Annotated in this window: 21 protein-coding genes and 2 pseudogenes; 6 read left to right on the top strand and 17 right to left on the bottom strand. The window is 55.1% G+C overall.

Going from position 1 to position 17,989, the window contains the following annotated elements:
• Nucleotides 1-64 precede the first annotated feature (64 nt).
• From M4NBBH2_RS11585 to M4NBBH2_RS12435, 3 genes and pseudogenes are all read right to left on the bottom strand, one after another.
• The gene (locus tag M4NBBH2_RS11585) at nt 65-427 is read right to left on the bottom strand and encodes a hypothetical protein (RefSeq protein WP_116271092.1); all 363 of its coding nucleotides are present in this window, start codon (nt 425-427) and stop codon (nt 65-67) included.
• A 404-nt stretch (nt 428-831) separates the two neighbouring features.
• Nucleotides 832-1,557 carry a hypothetical protein gene (locus M4NBBH2_RS11580; RefSeq protein WP_116271091.1) on the bottom strand — a complete coding sequence of 242 codons (726 nt, stop codon included), beginning with the start codon at nt 1,555-1,557 and terminating at the stop codon, nt 832-834.
• Nucleotides 1,558-1,669: 112 nt separating this feature from the next.
• Nucleotides 1,670-2,666 (bottom strand): annotated as a pseudogene (locus M4NBBH2_RS12435) (IS30 family transposase).
• Nucleotides 2,667-3,008: 342 nt separating this feature from the next.
• Between M4NBBH2_RS12435 and M4NBBH2_RS11870 the strand changes: the two are divergent.
• Together M4NBBH2_RS11870 and M4NBBH2_RS11865 are read left to right on the top strand one after the other, a co-directional pair.
• On the top strand, nt 3,009-3,206 hold the full coding sequence (locus tag M4NBBH2_RS11870) for a hypothetical protein (protein WP_170135175.1): 198 nt from the start codon (nt 3,009-3,011) through the stop codon (nt 3,204-3,206).
• 74 nt (nt 3,207-3,280) lie between these two features.
• Nucleotides 3,281-3,454, top strand: a complete 174-nt coding sequence (locus M4NBBH2_RS11865) for a hypothetical protein (protein WP_170135174.1) — start codon at nt 3,281-3,283, stop codon at nt 3,452-3,454.
• A 192-nt stretch (nt 3,455-3,646) separates the two neighbouring features.
• Here M4NBBH2_RS11865 and M4NBBH2_RS12270 read toward each other — a convergent pair whose 3' ends face one another.
• Nucleotides 3,647-3,775, bottom strand: a complete 129-nt coding sequence (locus M4NBBH2_RS12270) for a hypothetical protein (RefSeq protein WP_269148222.1) — start codon at nt 3,773-3,775, stop codon at nt 3,647-3,649.
• Here M4NBBH2_RS12270 and M4NBBH2_RS11560 point away from each other — a divergent pair.
• Nucleotides 3,761-4,009 (top strand): hypothetical protein, encoded by a 249-nt coding sequence (locus M4NBBH2_RS11560; RefSeq protein ID WP_125064680.1) that lies wholly within the window; start codon nt 3,761-3,763, stop codon nt 4,007-4,009. The two genes, M4NBBH2_RS12270 and M4NBBH2_RS11560, sit on opposite strands and share 15 nt — an antisense overlap.
• Before the next feature lie 411 nt (nt 4,010-4,420).
• The gene (locus tag M4NBBH2_RS11555; protein ID WP_116271086.1) at nt 4,421-4,822 is read left to right on the top strand and encodes a hypothetical protein; all 402 of its coding nucleotides are present in this window, start codon (nt 4,421-4,423) and stop codon (nt 4,820-4,822) included.
• 85 nt (nt 4,823-4,907) lie between these two features.
• On the opposite strand, the pseudogene M4NBBH2_RS11550 reads toward M4NBBH2_RS11555, so the two are convergent.
• Nucleotides 4,908-5,907: pseudogene (locus M4NBBH2_RS11550) on the bottom strand (IS30 family transposase).
• A gap of 743 nt (nt 5,908-6,650) precedes the next feature.
• On the opposite strand from M4NBBH2_RS11550, the gene M4NBBH2_RS11860 reads away from it, so the two are divergent.
• Nucleotides 6,651-6,815 (top strand): hypothetical protein, encoded by a 165-nt coding sequence (locus tag M4NBBH2_RS11860; protein WP_170135173.1) that lies wholly within the window; start codon nt 6,651-6,653, stop codon nt 6,813-6,815.
• Between the two features lie 649 nt (nt 6,816-7,464).
• The gene (locus M4NBBH2_RS11540; RefSeq protein WP_116271084.1) at nt 7,465-7,875 is read left to right on the top strand and encodes a hypothetical protein; all 411 of its coding nucleotides are present in this window, start codon (nt 7,465-7,467) and stop codon (nt 7,873-7,875) included.
• Nucleotides 7,876-7,960: 85 nt separating this feature from the next.
• On the opposite strand, the gene M4NBBH2_RS11970 is transcribed toward M4NBBH2_RS11540, so the two are convergent.
• From M4NBBH2_RS11970 to M4NBBH2_RS11500, 12 genes are all read right to left on the bottom strand, one after another.
• Nucleotides 7,961-8,164, bottom strand: coding sequence for a hypothetical protein (locus tag M4NBBH2_RS11970; protein WP_202973760.1), 204 nt, complete (start codon nt 8,162-8,164; stop codon nt 7,961-7,963).
• Between the two features lie 2 nt (nt 8,165-8,166).
• Nucleotides 8,167-8,541, bottom strand: coding sequence for a hypothetical protein (locus M4NBBH2_RS11965; RefSeq protein ID WP_202973759.1), 375 nt, complete (start codon nt 8,539-8,541; stop codon nt 8,167-8,169).
• A gap of 245 nt (nt 8,542-8,786) precedes the next feature.
• A complete protein-coding gene (locus tag M4NBBH2_RS11960; RefSeq protein ID WP_202973758.1) occupies nt 8,787-9,893 on the bottom strand; it encodes an Hsp70 family protein in 1,107 nt (368 codons plus the stop codon).
• The gene (locus tag M4NBBH2_RS12260) at nt 9,890-10,459 is read right to left on the bottom strand and encodes an Hsp70 family protein (RefSeq protein ID WP_202973757.1); all 570 of its coding nucleotides are present in this window, start codon (nt 10,457-10,459) and stop codon (nt 9,890-9,892) included. The genes M4NBBH2_RS11960 and M4NBBH2_RS12260 overlap by 4 nt, the downstream gene beginning before the upstream one ends.
• Entirely contained in the window at nt 10,456-10,818 is a 363-nt protein-coding gene (locus M4NBBH2_RS11530; RefSeq protein ID WP_116270648.1) for a hypothetical protein, read from the bottom strand. Before M4NBBH2_RS11530 ends, M4NBBH2_RS12260 begins: the two co-directional genes overlap by 4 nt.
• A gap of 189 nt (nt 10,819-11,007) precedes the next feature.
• Nucleotides 11,008-12,699 (bottom strand): Hsp70 family protein, encoded by a 1,692-nt coding sequence (locus tag M4NBBH2_RS11525; protein WP_269148218.1) that lies wholly within the window; start codon nt 12,697-12,699, stop codon nt 11,008-11,010.
• Nucleotides 12,654-13,505 carry an Hsp70 family protein gene (locus M4NBBH2_RS12255; protein ID WP_269148217.1) on the bottom strand — a complete coding sequence of 284 codons (852 nt, stop codon included), beginning with the start codon at nt 13,503-13,505 and terminating at the stop codon, nt 12,654-12,656. The genes M4NBBH2_RS11525 and M4NBBH2_RS12255 overlap by 46 nt, the downstream gene beginning before the upstream one ends.
• Nucleotides 13,502-13,867, bottom strand: a complete 366-nt coding sequence (locus tag M4NBBH2_RS11520) for a hypothetical protein (protein WP_116270647.1) — start codon at nt 13,865-13,867, stop codon at nt 13,502-13,504. The genes M4NBBH2_RS12255 and M4NBBH2_RS11520 overlap by 4 nt, the downstream gene beginning before the upstream one ends.
• Nucleotides 13,868-14,134: 267 nt before the next feature.
• The gene (locus M4NBBH2_RS11515) at nt 14,135-14,713 is read right to left on the bottom strand and encodes a DMSO/selenate family reductase complex B subunit (protein WP_116270646.1); all 579 of its coding nucleotides are present in this window, start codon (nt 14,711-14,713) and stop codon (nt 14,135-14,137) included.
• Between the two features lie 14 nt (nt 14,714-14,727).
• Complete coding sequence (locus M4NBBH2_RS12115) at nt 14,728-15,459, bottom strand: molybdopterin dinucleotide binding domain-containing protein (protein ID WP_238691405.1); 732 nt, start codon at nt 15,457-15,459, stop codon at nt 14,728-14,730.
• A 27-nt stretch (nt 15,460-15,486) separates the two neighbouring features.
• Nucleotides 15,487-17,118: a molybdopterin-dependent oxidoreductase gene (locus M4NBBH2_RS11510; RefSeq protein WP_238691404.1), complete on the bottom strand. Its 1,632-nt coding sequence runs from the start codon at nt 17,116-17,118 to the stop codon at nt 15,487-15,489.
• 425 nt (nt 17,119-17,543) lie between these two features.
• Nucleotides 17,544-17,933, bottom strand: coding sequence for a hypothetical protein (locus M4NBBH2_RS11500; RefSeq protein ID WP_116270645.1), 390 nt, complete (start codon nt 17,931-17,933; stop codon nt 17,544-17,546).
• Nucleotides 17,934-17,989 lie beyond the last annotated feature (56 nt).

Here is a 17,989-nt window from a genome sequence, read left to right as displayed (position 1 = left end):
CCGACCCCGTTCCTGTCAAAGATAACCCGCGGCGTGGCCAGTCGGTTTTTCAGCTCGTAAAGTGTCATTTCGTCTGCAAGCGCCGGCATTCTTGAGTCCGCTCTGGTTTCGGTATACGTTTTTGCTTCATCAAAACATAGAGCCGGTTGAGAATCGACATGGCAGCAAAGCCGATGATGAACCGTCCTCCATCGGTTGCCTCGCCATGAGCTCTCACGACATCCAATTCAATATTTGTCTTGCCGCCCTTGAATGATTTTTCAATGAGATCACGAACTCTGATGTTGTCATGGCTTCGCGGGCAGAACACTCCATCGTGGTGACATTGCAGAAGAACCGAAGTAGCGTGTAGCAGCGTCAACCGCGTCGTTATCCTGTTCAAGAGGCGTCCTGCCGGGGATGCCAATCCCCGGCTTGAAATATTCATCCACCGGCTCTTGAGAAGAGGACACGTTCCGAGCTGTCACCCTCGTGTTCGGCCGCCACCCGAAGCCACTCTTTCTGAAACGATTCCATTCGTCGTAGAAGGCTGTATTTTCAGTGTGAGATTTCGAGTCACTGCGATAAACATGAACCCAGAGTTTACGATGGCCCCCGTCTTCAAAACCGGGGGACGGGAACCGTCCAGCCCCAGCAATGTTCGCTGGAAACGGGCCGGCATTACTCCAGAGGTGTTCCATAGCGGTTTCAATGGCATCCTGAATCCAGATTGAATCAGTCTTGGCCGCAACAATGACGCGGCTGCCTGCATCGACAAACCGGGCCAGATTGGCCAGAGAGAAATAACCGCGATCAACAACCGCCCCAAAGACTCTGCGGCTGTCGGTAATCTCAAAAACCGAACAGCATGTCCTGAACCGTAGTCACATCGGTAATGTTTCCAGGAAGCACTCTGAAGAGCACCGGCATATGCGACTCATGACCAACCAGGAGAATCAATCCGAGCTGGCGCTGGTACCCTCCTTCTTTTCCCATGCCGTATTGAGCATAGGAAATCTCAGCGGCTTCGGCAGCGATTTCCGTTGCGTCAAACGACAGCATTTCTTTGTCTGGCAGTCTTGAAATACGGGCGTTGAAGAAGTCCTTTCTCCAGCCCGAAACCTCTGTCAGACTGGCGAAGAACTCACTCATTTCCTTACTGGAAATACCCCTGGAATAAGGCAGCAGCTTATTGACTGACCAGGATTCATAAAGGTAAGCAGCATTGGATCCGGTATGAAGCCATTGGTACGCGATAGAAAGCGCCGCATTGGCCTTGTCTTTACCCCAAACCGCAGCCAGATCTTCCGTGAGTCCGATCTCCTGGGCGATTGCGTGATAAACGGGAAACTCTGCAGCCAGCTTTGTTTCCAAAGAGCCCAGCTGATCCAGCGAGAGTGAACCAGATTTAACGGATTCATCGTCCTGTTCAACCAGCCGCTTAACACCGCCGCGCTTAAAGAGCCGGTGGTAATCATCATTGGAATAAAACTGATTGCCGACAACGTAGCCCAGATAATTTCGTTTCTCGCATCCCCGATGCTTTTCCTTATCCCAGTAATACAGACGTTCAACCACGGATAACTCCGCGGGCAGAGACCATGACTGCTTTGGGGTTATCCGGGTAATCAGCTACATTCTGAGAATCAGGGAGCGAGCTTTTAGTAGGCATATAAACCTCGGTGAATTATCAAATCAAGTGCAAAGTTACTGAATAAAAGACTTCAGCCGGACACTTCCAATTGAGACGTTTTCTGGGTCTGAAATTCAGAGCATTGAACCGTTTCTGAACTTCTGCCTGAGAAATTTTATCGATACTCATTCCTTTTGGGAAAAAGTCTCTAAGAAGTCCGTTTGTATTTTCATTACTTCCTTCTCCCATGGATGATGAGGCAAGCAGAAATACACTTTGGTTCTGAGATCTTTCTCCAGTTTTTCAGCCCAGGAAAATTCTTTTCCGCGATCTACGGTAATCGTACGCAGATCCTTATCTGACAGAGATTTCTCAATTACGGCACACATCGGCCGCAGTCTTGGAAGCGGTTTTCCCGCCACAGAGAAAGCCGGACTTCCTATCGACCAGAGTCGTGAGGCAGGCTCCGCCCTTTTTTCCGATGACGGTATCGCCTTCCCAATCCCCCAGGCGAGATCTGTTCTGAGCTTCCAGGGGTCGCTCTTCAATGCTGTGAGTGATCTGGATCTTTCCTCGCCTCTCGGTCATGCCTTTACGGTGACGCGTTTTACCGTGGTGTCGCAGGTGTCGGGACATCTTTCGGCCATCCACAAAGCGATCCAGAAAGCCAGAATTGATTCCTCGGTAGATTGTCGTGGCGCTGATCCTTAGATTCGGCAGCTCCTTTCTGAGACGGTATTGAATCTGCTCCGGAGACCAGAATTTCTTAACCAGCAGATTTGAGACAATCCTTGTCAGCAACGAGTCAGACTTCAGAATGTTTCTCTTTCCGCAATGCTTTCTCTGTCTCTGATATCGGGCCTGCGCGGCACAGGGATCATAGGCAGCTGAAGCCCCATCCTGGGCCGATACAGCCTTGTTTCGCTTCAGTTCGCGGGAGATCGTAGAAACATTTTCCCAATCGCACATGCAATTTCAGACAGGGATTTGCCTGAAATCGTTAAAGCCGAAATAAATACTCTGTCCGAAGAGTAAGATGATGATAGTGGCTCATGAGCTCCCTCTATAGTTATCTTGACAATCTCTATTATGGAAGCTTTATGGGCCACTATTCTTTTCTCAGGCTTTGCACTTGAAGTGATAATTCGCCAACGAAAAGAGGAGAGATTTCTGCCTGGCGCACGGAATTGGAGATTTTCAGAATATCGGCCAGACCTAACCGTTGGGGGATAAGGGGCAGATATAACCGGCACTGGAATAACAAGCAGGCAGGTAAAATGAAGAGAACTGATCCCGGTAGAGTACCGAAACTTATTCCTTTCATTTGCCCCTTAGTTTTTTATTTAACGAGTCATAAATTTGAGGAGCAGTTCGGTATTTGACTAAGGAGTTTGATATGGCAGGACTGCTTGAAAATCCGTTTGTTATTCTGGGTGTTACGCCGACGAGCCCAAGAAGAGAAATTCTGGAAAAAGCGGAAGAGGCATCTCTATCTGTGGATCCGGATCTGTGTCTCAATGCCGTGCGGTGCTTACGAATCCAGCAAAGCGGCTGGAGGCAAACTGCAGTTTCTCCCGGGGTAACGGGGCGGTGATCCCGAGGGTCTGCGACGCCATCAAATCAAACCCTGAAGGGATTCCAAAGTGGTCTGAGGCGGAGCTTTCCGGTGTGGCTCGCAGCAATGCCCTGATTGCTGTGCTTCCCGCGCTTTCCAAAACGAACAATGCCGGTATGGCGTCTCTTATCTGGGAAGCCGCCAGGAGTTTCGATCAGCAGACGACTGAAGAGCTGGAGGAGCTGATCAATAAGCCCGAGAGTCAGCTCATTCCCGGCGGTCAGTGATCCGGACCGGGTTTCAGAAGCCCTCCAGGAGATCCGCCGCGGCTATGTCAAGGCCATTAATCAATGCCTGGATGAACGAAAAACCGCCGATATTATCGATACTTTGGATCGGGTGCTGTCGTACGTAAAGTCAGGGACCGCCGCCGTGTCGATTGGCGTCTTTCCTTCGCTTCTTGATGATCTGATGAATAGTTATGAGGTCGAGGCGCAGGGATTCAGTGAGGCAGAAAGCGCGGCCGCCGGCTCACTCGTTTCCCAGATCCCGCAGCAGAGGATGGCGCCATTTTTGGCGTCGCGGTGACGCTGATGGAGCAGCTTCAAGTCCTCGTACGGCGATGGAAAGCCGTGATCGGGATTCTGGATAAATTTCATGCGCTGAAGGGAGAGACTTATACACCTAGCGGCAGCCTCTTCTATGAAATACGGCATCTCGCTCTGGAAATGAATAACGAGCATCACTGCCCCAGGGCCTCCAAAGCCATTCTTGAAAGAATCCTGGAGCTCGCAGCTTCCCCGGAAGAGAAAAATCTGGTGAAAGCAGATCAGAAAGCGTAAATGAGATTTATGGCGAGACGAGCCGGGATACTTTGCTTTCTGATCTGCCGGCATTGTCACTAAACCCTGACGCCAAAGGTTCAAGGGCTGAGTACGTTGGCGCCTCGTTTCTCTGCACCTAAGCTGTCGTCAGCAGGCAGCAAAAAATTAATTTCTGCCGGAGGGCAGAGCCGGGGCTTGTCAGCAGATTTTTTTCAGGGTGCGGTGCCTTTATTGCTGCGCTTTATCACGTGTTTGGAATGTGGTTTTCATAGGAGTCATCGCCTTATTTTTGTACATTGTTTCGTCCCTGGCTGGAGATACCCCGGATGACAGAAAGTCAGACACATCAGCCACCAAACTGGTTCAGCGGACACCTTCAGGGAGTACCGATGCGTCGGTGAATTCGGATACCCCGCCGCTGCGAGCAGGATGCCGCGTCCTGAAACCGTCGCGGAAAAGGAACCTGATCCGGCACCAGTCTATCGGGAAACGGCATCTTCTCTCGGGAGCACCTTCGACACGGAAGAAATTGCCTGGTGCCTCAAACTCCAGCATCAGATTGACTACATCAAGCCGAAGGTTTCTACCAACCGCCAGATCGATTTCTTCAATGATCTGGTTCATCGGTTTAATTCAACCTGTTCCAGCTTCCGCTATTACCGATCCAGTATGAGAGCGGCTCAGAATCAGGTGGACAAGGATCAGACCGCCATTGAGGCGGAAATCAATAAGCTTCTCCCGAAGGGCCGCAGGTCAAAGAAACGTCAGCAGCCCGTGGAAGAAGAGTATCCGAATCCGGTTTACTCCGATCCGGGTCTGTCGCAGTATTGAATCAGGTGATGCGGCCAGGCGGAAATCACGGCTTAGAAAACCGCCTGGCAGGCCTCAGGTGAAAGTTATTTTCCCTGGTGAATTATCAAATCAAGTGCAAAGTTACTGAATAAAAGACTTCAGCCGGACACTTCCAATTGAGACGTTTTCTGGGTCTGAAATTCAGAGCATTGAACCGTTTCTGAACTTCTGCCTGAGAAATTTTATCGATACTCATTCCTTTTGGGAAAAAGTCTCTAAGAAGTCCGTTTGTATTTTCATTACTTCCTTTCTCCCATGGATGATGAGGCAAGCAGAAATACACTTTGGTTCTGAGATCTTTCTCCAGTTTTTCAGCCCAGGAAAATTCTTTTCCGCGATCTACGGTAATCGTACGCAGATCCTTATCTGACAGAGATTTCTCAATTACGGCAGACACATCGCCGCAGTCTTGGAAGCGGTTTTCCCGCCACAGAGAAAGCCGGACTTCCTATCGACCAGAGTCGTGAGGCAGGCTCCGCCCTTTTTTCCGATGACGGTATCGCCTTCCCAATCCCCCAGGCGAGATCTGTTCTGAGCTTCCAGGGTCGCTCTTCAATGCTGTGAGTGATCTGGATCTTTCCTCGCCTCTCGGTCATGCCTTTACGGTGACGCGTTTTACCGTGGTGTCGCAGGTGTCGGGACATCTTTCGGCCATCCACAAAGCGATCCAGAAAGCCAGAATTGATTCCTCGGTAGATTGTCGTGGCGCTGATCCTTAGATTCGGCAGCTCCTTTCTGAGACGGTATTGAATCTGCTCCGGAGACCAGAATTTCTTAACCAGCAGATTTGAGACAATCCTTGTCAGCAACGAGTCAGACTTCAGAATGTTTCTCTTTCCGCAATGCTTTCTCTGTCTCTGATATCGGGCCTGCGCGGCACAGGGATCATAGGCAGCTGAAGCCCCATCCTGGGCCGATACAGCCTTGTTTCGCTTCAGTTCGCGGGAGATCGTAGAAACATTTTTCCCAATCGCACATGCAATTTCAGACAGGGATTTGCCTGAAATCGTTAAAGCCGAAATAAATACTCTGTCCCGAAGAGTAAGATGATGATAGTGGCTCATGAGCTCCCTCTATAGTTATCTTGACAATCTCTATTATGGAAGCTTTATGGGCCACTATTCTTTTCTCAGGCTTTGCACTTGAAGTGATAATTCGCCCTCAAAAATTCCGCTATTAGCCAGCCTATTAATTGCGTCGTGGTTCTCTTTTTATTTTGTTTCCTGTGGTCAATGATCGGCAGCGTAAAACGGTTTCAGATCAACTCTGAATTACGAATATAAATAACTTCGTTATTTTCTGCATTTCATGAAAAAGAGACAGGTTTTTTATTAAAATGCCCGGATCTTCTCAGTTCCGAGAAACCTGATGACCGCGTTCCGTGAAAATCCGTTTGTTTATCTGGGAGTAAGTCCTTCGAGCTCCCGGTCTGAAATCCTTGAGAAAGCTGAAGAAAAAGCCCTGACAGAGGATCCGGATGAAGTAGCGAAATACCGGTCCATTCTCACAAATCCAGGGAAAGCGTCTGGAGTCTGAGCTTCGGTATCTGCCAGGCGTAAGCGATGAAGAGGCGAACGAAATCCTGGCGCTTCTCGGAAGGATCCGTGCTCTGCGCGTGGTCTAAAGAGCGCTCTCCGGCATCGCGCGCGCGAATGCTCTTGCGCAGGCCCTTCCCTCATTTCCTGAAACGAATGAACCGGGCTTTTCCTCTCTCATTCGCGATATAGCGGAAAGCTTTGAGTCGCAGGATATCGCGGAACTCGCCCTCCTCGTAAACGGTGCCCGGTCTCGCGCTCACTTCCCGGAAGTGAAGGACACGGACCGGATCCCCGAAGCGCTGAAAGAGATCCGCTGGGACTATCAGAAAGCGATTGAAGCCCGTTTTAACAGCATTCAGTCGCGGCGCGTAGCGCGGATTCTCACGGGACTCTTCCCGCGAAAGGCGAGCAGGCGGGAATTATTCCCGGTCTGATTGATGATCTCCTTTCAAGCTATGAGGTCTCGGTTCAGAGTTTCGCGGAAAAAGAGATGGCATTCCGCCGCGGAGCGCTCCGTCAGATTCCCGCGGAGTGCAGAATGGTCATTTAACGCGCCGTGGCGTTTTGCCACCATGCTTTACCGCGTGACAGTGAATTGAACAGCGTCACGCTGCCGCTGCAGAGGTTCCGCCAGCGAAAGGAGAGGCCTGCCGTCAGACAGAAAGCCTTTTCACGGCGGTGCGGAAGCTCGCGTACTATCTCGCGACGGACCTGAACTGCGTTGACGCGGCGGTATCTCCTCGTGAGGCGGGTTCTTTCCCAGCTTCTCGTTTCTCCGGTTCTGAAAAGCATTACCGATACGATCTTGAGTCGATCGCCGGCATGAGGAAAGGGAAAGGGGCGGCTTCAGGCTCAGACACATCCCGGAGCAGAAAAACCGTATCCAGTCTCGAACCCGCGGAGGCGAAGGATTCAAAGGCATCCCGCTTCTCGTAACCGATATGTGCCGACAGAAGAGGATGAGGCCGCGTTCAGGGCACCGGAGCCCAGAACGGCGGTATCCGCTTCCCGACTCCCCGGTTTCTTTTCCTCGCTTCAGTCCCGGCTGCCAAGAAGCATCGGAAACTCTGGCTCATCGCTGCCGTGATCCTTCTGATCGTCTGGATGAAAGGCTGCGTGTTCAGTTCCGATGAAGACTATGCGGATATTCCGGAGGAGGGTATCGCTCCGGAGGCGCCTATTCAGATGATGATGAGTCGTACGAAGAAGAACAGAGAGAGAAAGAGGCCGGGAAGCGGAAGAGGAAGCGGACTGGAGCGGGAAGAGGCTGAAGAAGAGGCCAGGGAGGAAGCGGAGGAAGAAGCGCGTGAGCGTCAGGCAGCGCTTGAGGCTCAGTTTGAAGCTGAACAAGAGGAGGAGAGGCTCCGCGAACTGGAGAGGGAGGAGGAGATGCAGCGGCAGCTCGATGAGCAGCGGCGGAGAACCCAGGAACTTGAGAATGAGCTTGAGGAAGAGCAGGAAAGATCCCGCCGCTCGAGTCTCTACGGTTACTGACACAATCGTCCGCGCTTTTGGGAGAAAAAAAGACTCCGGATCCCGTCTCTGAGATCCGGAGTCTGACATTATGGAAGCGGTTTTATCAGCCTCTCAGAATGTTCGCCATCGAAGCGATATTTTCTTCTCCGCCGTCATCCCAGGCGTAGATCCGGAAGAGCTGGCCGACGACCTGACGAAGACCATCGATATCGTTTTGGCTGATGCAGGTCATGCCCTGGGAAACCAGCCGGTGATACGTGACTTTATCCGCGTAACGATAAGGCTCTGAAGCGAAGTTCTTGAACATATTCACCACAAGTCTGGATCAGAACGCCACAGGATCGCGAATGCGCTTTGGTGAATCCGGGCAAGGTTAGCCTTGAAGCCGGGCTCGTTTCTGTCGATCGCGCGCTGCGCGGCCTGCCTCTGGTACTCAAACGCCTGACGTTCATCGGGAGTCGCGTACTTGAGAGGGTAGTCCCGGAATGATTTCACGGCCTCGTCTAATTCAGACTGGCGGATATCGCGCTCGTGAGCCTTACGGATAGCGGCCAGACGCTTTCGGGCCTCGAGCACGTTCTCCATCGCCTCCTGGGTTTCCTCGGCCTGGGCTGTGGCGGGGTTGAGCTTCGAGGCGCTGCTGAGTTTTGAGGCGATCTCATCCAATTCCGGATCGTTCACCACTTCGCGGATTTTATGGACTCGGGCAATCGTGTCATCCGCCTTGCTTGAAACCAGCTCCGCGGCATCCGTGTAATTGATGGCGCCTTCCTGACGCGAGTAGAAATTGCGGCCGGAATTGAAGACGCCGCCGATACTCGGAACCGAAACCTCCAGATTGATGTTTCCGGAGTCTTCAATCTCATACGCGCACTCGAGATCAGCGCCCGCGGGAATGACCCAGGACGAGAAGTCCGTACCCGAGATCTTCAGAACGCCGATCGGGCGGTTATCGGTGATCGGGTTCTCAATCTCGCCCTCCAGAGCTTGATATTCAGCGTCTCATCGGATCCGGCCTTGAGGGTCTGCGCGGCCTTGAAGATCTTTTTGCCCTTCTTCGGAAGCGGTTCACCGGCCCGGATCAGGTAGTCGAGAGCGGGTTCACCGCCCAGGCGGTCCAGCACCTCAACGGCGATCGAGTAGGAGGCCGGAATGGCGTCCACAGTCGCGGCCGTCCGGGTAATGATGATGCTGTTCTGAAGCAGCTTCACGGGGCTGCCGCTGGCATCAAAGGCGGAAACGCGGAAGAGGTTGAGGCCGGGCTTCGGGAGCGTGAGCGTTACGGACGCGCCCGCCGTGAGCTGAATGCGGCCGGAAATCCAGCCGGTATCCGTGCTGTCAATCTGGAACTCGTACCCCGCGGGGATCTCGTCCTTCGACTGCACCATGACCTTCGCGGTCGCGGAAGGCGTACGCGCGATGTAGTTCAGCGTGAGATTCAGTTCGCCGCCGGCTTCAAGACGGCCGCGGGAGGTCTTCCGGGAGTTGTCCTTTGAGCTCCAGTCGATCGACTCGGCGAAGAGCGAGGCGCCCTCAGCGACGGCGGTCATCGGGTTCACTTCCGTGCTGCCCTCGACACCGAGCTCCTGACAGACCTTGTCGCGGACCGGCTTATAGTTCGTCGGACCGCCGACAAACACGATGCGTTCCAGATCAAAGGGCGAGAGACCGGCCTTTTCCAGGGCGTCGCGCGCGGCCTGAATCGACTGCTCGACGCGGTCCGCGATCAGCTGATTAAAGGTGTCGCGCGTGAGATCGCAGTCGAGGTAGATTTCGTCGCCATTTTCATCGAGGCACCCGGTTTCGGCTTCCGAGAGGTTGATCGTCGCGGTATCTTTCGCGGAAAGCTCAATCTTCGCGCGTTCCGCGGCGAGCGCGGCCATACGCATCAGGCGCTTGTACTTCGTGTTAATCGCGAAGTCTTCCGGCAGCTCAAAGTTCTCGATGAGCCAGGGCTTCACGACGCTGTCCATCACGCGGCGGTCGAAGTCGCGGCCGCCGCAAAGCGCGATGCCGCCGTGCGAAAGCAGGTTCACGCGGCCCCGATGCTTTCCGCGATAGCGATATCCAGCGTTCCGCCGCCCAGGTCATAAATGAGGAACGTGCCGTCACTGTTATGCGCTTTCATCACGCTCATCACGGCGGCAACCGGTTCCTGCATGAGGGCGACACGGCCGATGCCGGCCATATTCGCGGCCTGAGTGGTCGCGTCACGCTGCATCTGATTAAACGCGGCCGGCACGGTGATCACGGTTCCGGTTTCAGGATCCTTGCGGATTTCCTCCGGGAGGTAGCCGAAAAGCGTCCGCAGAATCTCAGCCGAGCACTCTTCAGGCGTCATGTCTTTGCCAAGCGCCTTGATATGAATCGGGGTTGAGGTACCCATCAGACGCTTAAAGAACACCGCCGCGTTATCGGGGTTCGCGGCAGCGGCCTGATAGGCGCGCTGACCGACGAGACGGTTGCCGCGGCGGTCGTAGGAAATCGCGGACGGCGTGACGTCATTCTGTTCGGGGCTCTTCCAGATCCGTGTTTCTTTGCCGTCATAGGAACAGATGGCGCTGTTAGTCGTGCCGAGGTCAATGCCAATGTAATAACTCATTTATTTACCTTTGCGAGAATCACGGAACCGATGTGGGTGATGTGGTTTTGGGAATCGAGAATTGTGGGTTCGAGAATCTGCTGAATAATCAGCTGATCATCGGGCTCAAATTCGTCGAGATTGACTGCTGTCACGGGAAGCCCCGGATCGTAGGGGAGTCCAAGCGGGATTTCCGCGATTTTCATGTCGGCGGCTTCAAGTCCTTCCAGCGTTTTCTTGAAAAACCATTGGAACTGGCTGTCACCGCGCTTCTGCCCGGCGAAATCGAGTTTGACGCGGAGTCGCTGATAGACGCCGGCGAAACGCCAGGCCTCGACCACCATGCTGACGATGGAATTTTTCAGCTCTGCTTCTGACATGAAATTTCCCCTGATCTGAGGTTGTTTTCGTGGTTACAAATGATAATGCGGAGATAGCCCCGGCGCTATCGGTGTGACGCGGCCGGATTGCCGGATACGAGGCTTACCGGACCGATCTCCGGACCTCCGGCGGGCATCAGTCCGCCAGAGGAAAAGACAGGTAACGAATGACAGATCTTTCGTTATGCTTCAGCCGCGGAGAATGTTCGCGTCTGAAGCAAGATCCGCGTCATCCGATCCGTCCCGGAATACGATCGAATTCAGCTCATAGACAATTTCCCGCAGCTCGTCATAATTCCGATTGGCGATACTGCCGCAGCCGCGCTTCAGCAGCTCCTGGAAGCGGGCTTTGTCGCGGTACCAATGCGGGTTATCGGTGTAGTAGCGGAAGTACGAGACCACGTACTTCGGGTCACGCCACCGGATCCTGAAGGTGTTCGAGCGGATCCGTCTGAGGCATCCCTCAAACCCCGGCTCATTGCGGTCAATAATCCGCTGCGCGGCCTGCTGCTGATACTCGAACGACTGAATTTCGGTCGGGTTCGCGTCAGCGCGGGCGAAGTCGTTGAACTCCCGGACTTCATCATCAAGCTCAGCCTGGCGGATTTCCTTCAGGTGAGCCTTCCGGATAGAGGCGAGTTTGCGGCGTGACTCGAGCACCGTTTCCATCGCTTCCTGCGTGTCCTCAGTCTGTGCCTTATCGGGATTCAGGCTGCGGACCCGGGTGAGGCGCCGTGTCAGACGGTCAAGCTCCGGGTCGATCACCACGTCACTGATCCGCTTCACGCGTTCCAGCGTGCTGTCAGCGTCATTCACGACCAGCTCCGCGGCGTCCGAGTAGTTGATGGCGCTTTCCTGGCGGGAGTAGAAATTGTGGCCGGCAGAGAAGACACCGCTTACGCTTGGCACCGAGACCTCAAGACGGATGGTGCCTGAGTCATCGATCTCATACTCACAGATCAGATCGGCGCCTGTCTCAATGATCCCGTTCTCAAAGTCATCGCCCTCGATCTTCAGGACGCCGATCGGGCGGTTATCCGTGATCGGGTCTTCGATTTCACCTTCCCAGATCTTGATGTTGATGGACTCGTTAGAGCCGGCTTTCAGAGTCCGCGCGGCCTTGAAGACCTTTTTCCCCTTCTTTGGGAGCGGGTCACCGGCACGGATAAGGAAGTCGAGTGACGGATCCCCGCCGACCTTATCGAGCACTTCAACCCCAATCGAATAGGAGGCCGGGATCGCTTCGATCGTGGCCGCGGTCCTCGTGATCATGATGGAGGACTGGGCGAGCTTCAGCGGGTTGCCTTCAGCGTCAAAAACCGAAACACTGAAAATATTGATGTTCGGTTTCGGGAGCATCACCGTGATGAAGGCGCCGTTCGCGAGCGGCACGCGGCCCGAGGTCCACCCCGTATCGAGGCTGTCAATCTGGAATTCGCATCCCGGAGGAATCGGCTCCCCGCTCTGCACCATGACCCGGGCACTCGTTTCAGGCGTCCTCGCGATGTAGTTCAGCGTGAGTTTGAGATCGCCTCCCGTGGAAAGAGAGCCTTTCGAGGATTTCCGGGCATTATCCTTCGTGGTCCAGTCGATGGACTCAGCGAAGATTGCCGCCCCTTCCGCCACGGCGGTCATCGGGTTCACTTCCGTGCTCCCTTCCACACCGAGCTCCTGACAGACCTTATCGCGGAGCGGCTTATAGTTCGTGGGCCCCCCGATGAACACGATCCGCTCAATATCAAACGGCGAAAGCCCGGCCTTCTGGATCGCTTCGCGGGCCGCCGTGATTGACTTATCAACGCAGTCAGCGATCAGCTGGTTGAAATCATCGCGCGTCAGATCGCAGTCGAATAGATTTCGCTCCCGCACTCGTCGGCGCACTGCGTCTCCGCTTCAGAGAGGCTGATCGTGGCGGAGTCTTTCGCTGAGAGCTCAATCTTCGCGCGTTCCACCGCGAGGGCTGCCATCCGCATCAGACGGCGGTATTTCGGATGAATCGAGAAGTCTTCGGGAAGGTCAAAGTTGGCCGTGAGCCAGGGCTTCACGATGCTTTCCCTCACGCGGCGATCAAAGTCCCGGCCGCCGCAGAGCGCGATGCCGCCGTGCGAGAGAAGACTCACGCGGCCCGCGGTGCTTTGCGCGATCGCGATATCGAGGGTTCCGCCGCCCAGGTCATAAATGAGGAATGTGCCATCGATCTGATGAGCCTTCATAACGCTCATCACGGCGGCAACCGGCTCCTGCATCAGCGCCACGCGGCCGATACCGGCCATTCGGGCGGCCTCTGTCGTCGCGTCGCGCTGCATCTGATTGAAGGCCGCGGGCACCGTGATCACGGTGCCGAGATCCGGCGCGTTTCGGATTTCTTCCGGAAGGTAGCTGAACAGCGTTCTCAGCACCTCCGCGGAGCACTCCTCAGGCGTCAAATCCTTTCCCAGCGCCCGGATATGGATCGGGGTTGAGGTTCCCATGAGGCGCTTGAAAAGCACTGCGGCATTATCGGGGTTCGCGGCCGCGGCCTGATAGGCGCGCTGGCCGACCAGGCGGTTTCCGCGGCGGTCATAGGAAATGGCGGACGGAGTCACGTCATTCTGTTCAGGGCTCTTCCAGATCCGGGTTTCCGCTCCGTCATAGGAACAGAGGGCGCTGTTCGTCGTGCCGAGATCGATTCCAATATACGTACTCATTTGGCGGCTTTCTCCAGAATGACGGAACCAACATGGGCAATGCGGTCATCGGAGGCCAGAATCGTGGGTTCCAGAATCTGCTTGATCACGAGCGGGTCGCCAGGCTGGAAATCTTCAAGATTCACGGCGGAAATCTTGAGTCCCGGGTCAAATGCCATGCCAACCGGGAATTCCGCGACCCGAAGCCCCGCGGACTCGAGTCCCTCAGCCGCCTTTTTGAAGTACCAGTTGAATTGATTCAGATAGCGTTTCTGTTCAGCCGGCTTAAGTCCTGTAAGCAGCCGCTCATAGTTGCCCTTGAACCGCCAGGCCTCAATCACCATGCTGATGATGGCGTTTGTCAGCTCAGTTTCTGAAGACATTCTCATTCCCCGATTGCTTGATAGGTATTGATTCAGCGAGACATAGACAGTATATGGGATTTTGCTGTTATTAAATAAAACACTAAACGAAATGCCTTCTGACCCCGGGTGCGGACTGAATCAAAGTTTCTTCGTTTAAGGCTTCGGAATATAAGAGAAAAATATCGGTATGAAGGGAACGGTGTGACAGGAAAAAAACGCCGCGGCCCTGGTGGACTCAGAGCCGCGGTGAAGGAGAGAAGGGGTTTGCTTTCGTTAGTTCTTTAATCAGGGATGCTTCAGCGGCGCGTGGATCACGAGATTCGGGTGAGTCGCGGCCGGCTGCGGAAGCGGGTAAATCGTGTCGACGTTCCCGTGCTTCTTCCGGAGTTCCTCAATATCCCCGAATTCGAGCGCGCGCTGCGGGCACGCCTCAACGCAGATCGGCTGAAGGCCCTGTTCGAGCCGGTTGAGACACGCGTCGCACTTCGTCATTTTGTGAGCCTTTTCATCAAGCTCCGGCGCGCCGTAGGGGCAGGCCTTCGCGCAGTTCCCGCACCCGATGCACTTATCGGTGTTGATGACGACCAGCCCGTCCTCCGTCCGCTTGTGGTGTGCGCCCGTCGGGCACGCCTTCACGCAGGCGGGGTCTGAGCAGTGATTGCAGGCGATCGAGAGGTAGTACGCGTAGACGTTCTGCTTCCAGGCACCGGACTTCGGGTCTTTCGACCACTTGCCATCCGTCACTTCCAGCACGTGGCGGAAATTCCGCCCGACCAGCAGGTTATGGGCGTCCTTGCAGGCGACTACGCACGTTTTGCATCCGTTGCAGCGCCTTGCGTCAAAGAAAAATCCAAGCTGCTTCATGTTGTTTCTCCAGTTCAGGCGCTGATCGGTTCAATCTGCACGAGGTTCGTGTGCGAGGGATTGCCCTTCGCGAGCGGACTCGGGCGGGGGCTTGTGAGCGTATTGATGCAGCCTCCGATATCCACCGTCTTCCCGTTCTTCTTCACCGGGCGGTACCACGCGCCCTGCGGGAGCGCGCAGACACCCGGAATGATGCGGGGCGTGATGTGGACCGCGATCTCAATCGCGCCGCGGTCATTGAACACACGCACCTTCTGCCCCTCAAAGAGCCCCCGTTCCTCGGCGTTCACCGGATTCACAAGAACGCGGTCCGGGTGGGCCTCGCGCACCCAGGGGAGGTTATGGAAGGAAGAGTGAACGCGGCCGTGACCGTGGTAGCCGTAGCACTGGAGCGGATAGGTCTTCGCCTTTGGGTCTCCCGCCATTTCCCACGTGCGGACAAATTTCGGGAGCGCCGTGATCACGTCGCCCTTCGGAAGCGTCCACGTTTCCGCGATCTTCGCGAGCTGCTCGGAATAGATCTCAATCTTGCCGGACGGGGTCTTCAGCGGATGCATCGCGGGGTCCGCCCGGAAGTCCGAGAACGCGATCCGGTCCCACTTGAGGTGCAGGAGCTGATGCGGCCCCGTGGCCCAGAAGGTCTTGAAGTCCGGGAGCTCAGGATTCTGCTTCCGGTTCTGCTCGTACGCCCACTCAATCCACCCCCGCTGCGTGCGGCCTTCGGTGTAGGCGGCTTCAAGCCCCATCTTCTCCGCGATCCCGCGGCAGATTTCTTAGGTAGACCGCTGTTCCCACTGCGGGTTCACGGCTTTGTGGATCGGCGTGATAAAGGCGGTCTCACCCATCGAGTCGCCGTTTCCGACGAGATCCTCGGTTTCGTTTCCGAGGGTATCCGGGAGGAGCACATCCGCGTACCGGCAGGACGCGGTCATCATGTTGTCGCAGACCACGATGAATTCGCATTTCGACGTGTCGCGGAGGATCTTATCCGTGCGGCCGCAGTCGCTATGCTGGTTGATGAGGATGTTGCCGCCCGAATTGATCACCATCTTGATGTCGTTCTTCAGCCGGTCGACACCCTTCACACCGTCGTGCGTTGCCGTCATCTCGTGCCCCCGCAGAATCGCCTCTGTCCACATGAAGCTCGGGATCGAGGCTTTCACGGGGTTATTGCCGCGGGGGATTCCGATTGGCCACCAGTCGGTGCCACACTCTTCCATGCCGCTTGACGTGCCGGGGAGACCCACCTGACCAAGAAGAATCGGAAGCATCGCGATTGCCCGTGCCGTTTCCTCGCCGTTTGCGCGGCGCTGCGGCCCGAGTCCCTGGGCGACAAAGACAGGCTTTGTTGTTCCCATCTCGCGGGCAAGGGCGATGATTGTTTCTTCAGGAATACCGGTAATGGCCGAGGCGTACGCCGGGGTCTTCGCGACGCCGTCCGCCTTCCCGAGGATGTAGGACTTGTAGTCGCCGTTCTTCGGGGCGCTCTTCGGGAGGGTCTTCTCGTCGTAGCCGACGCAGTACTTATCGAGGAACTCCTGATCCACCCAGTTGTGGGTGATGAATTCGTAGGCGAGCGCTTCGCAGAGCGCGGCGTCTGTCCCGGGGAGGATCGGGATCCACTGATTCACTTTCCCCGCCACCGTATCCGTGCAGATCGGATCAATCACGATCGTCTTCACGTGGTTCTTCTCAATCGCCTGCAGGAACTGCCAGGACATCGAGCCGCCGGAAATCCGGGTGACAGAGAGGTTGTCACCGAACGACACGTAGAGCTTCGCGTGGGCGATTTCGGTGGGAGAGGACGCGACCTTGCGGCCGTAGGTCATCGGGAAGGCCGCAGTGATCTGGGCGGAGGAGTAGGAACCTTTCCAATTCAGGTAGCCGCCCGTGAGGTTCGCGAGACGCTTCCAGCAGTTCGAGCCGCTGACCGACGTCTGCTGCGCCGTCGCGTAGTTGATGTAAACGGAGTCCGGGCCGTAGTTCTTCAGGATCCGCTGCCAGTTATCGGCGATCAGCTGATAGGCCTCATCCCACGAGATCCGCTCAAATTTCGCTTCTCCCCGCTCGCCGACCCGCTTCATCGGGAACTTCAGGCGATCGGGGTTATAGAGGCGCTGCCGCATGGAGCGGCCTCTGAGGCACGCCCGCAGCTGATAGGGCTGGGGGCAGCAGGGGTTCGATGTGTTATCGGTCTCGATCCGGATCACCTGGCCGTTCTTCGTAAAGACACGGAGGGCGCAGCGGTTGCCGCAGTTCACCACGCAGGCACCCCAATACATGTCAGGCATCGCGTCAATCGCTTTTTTGACACCTGACGCCACGGCGGTAAGCGGACAGACGCTTCCGGCAAGCGTGATGCCGGCTCCCTGCAGCAGGGCTCGGCGAGTCAGTTGGAAGGTCATTTTGTTTTCCTGTTGTTTTATTTATGAATTGCTGTTCTGGACGAGATGAGATTCATCTCTTGGGGGCGGATTCTATGGAGAACGAACCGATTTTTGAATGACAGATTGACAACAAAAACTTGCTAACCCAGCAAGTAAATCAAAATTAATCAAATGAGAATGATTTACGGAGATCCCCGGAAACAGGGGAAAACCGGGTGATGCCGCTGAAAAGAAAGGGAAATACGGGAGGGCGGAAATCAAAGCGCGGCACGGTGAAAAATGAGAGGTCAATTACCCGCGATCGTTTTTAATAGGAAATATGAGTTCCTATAGAGGATCTATCAGTAACTATCAGAATCTATGAAACGGTGGGAGAGCGGATAAAGAAACGCCGCGGTTCCTTAGGGGAATCGCGGCGGGTGTCAGTGTTCTTTTAAAAGCGGTCAGGCGGGTTCTGACGTGGCATTGAATTCCGCTGCCGTCGCGAGCGTCGCCGATCCGATATGGGCGATCCGGTTATCCGCCGTGAGAATCGTGGGTTCGAGCACCTGCTCGATCACGATGTCATCCCCCGGCTCAAATTCATCCATATTGACAGCCGTGATCTTGAGACTGGGATTAAAGGGCATTCCTTCCGGAATGTCAGCGACATGAAGCCCCGCGGTCGCGAGCGCTTCCTTTGTTCTCTGAAGAGACCACTTCAGCTGGTTCCGATAGCGCACCTGATCCTCGGGCTTTGCCTTCGCGATCATCTGCTCAAAAGCTTCCTTGAAATGCCAGGCTTCCACCGCCATGTTGATAATGGCTTTGGTCAGCTGCTGTTCAGAAGGCATTGATGTACTCCTCTGTGGCGATTGTTGTTATGTCAGGTTGTTCTCAGCAACTTTTT

It is taken from the genome of Mesosutterella multiformis (assembly GCF_003402575.1).
GTDB lineage: Bacteria > Pseudomonadota > Gammaproteobacteria > Burkholderiales > Burkholderiaceae_F > Mesosutterella > Mesosutterella multiformis.
The sequence above is the reverse complement of the archived record's forward strand: the minus strand, read 5'-3'. Positions and strand labels throughout refer to the sequence as shown.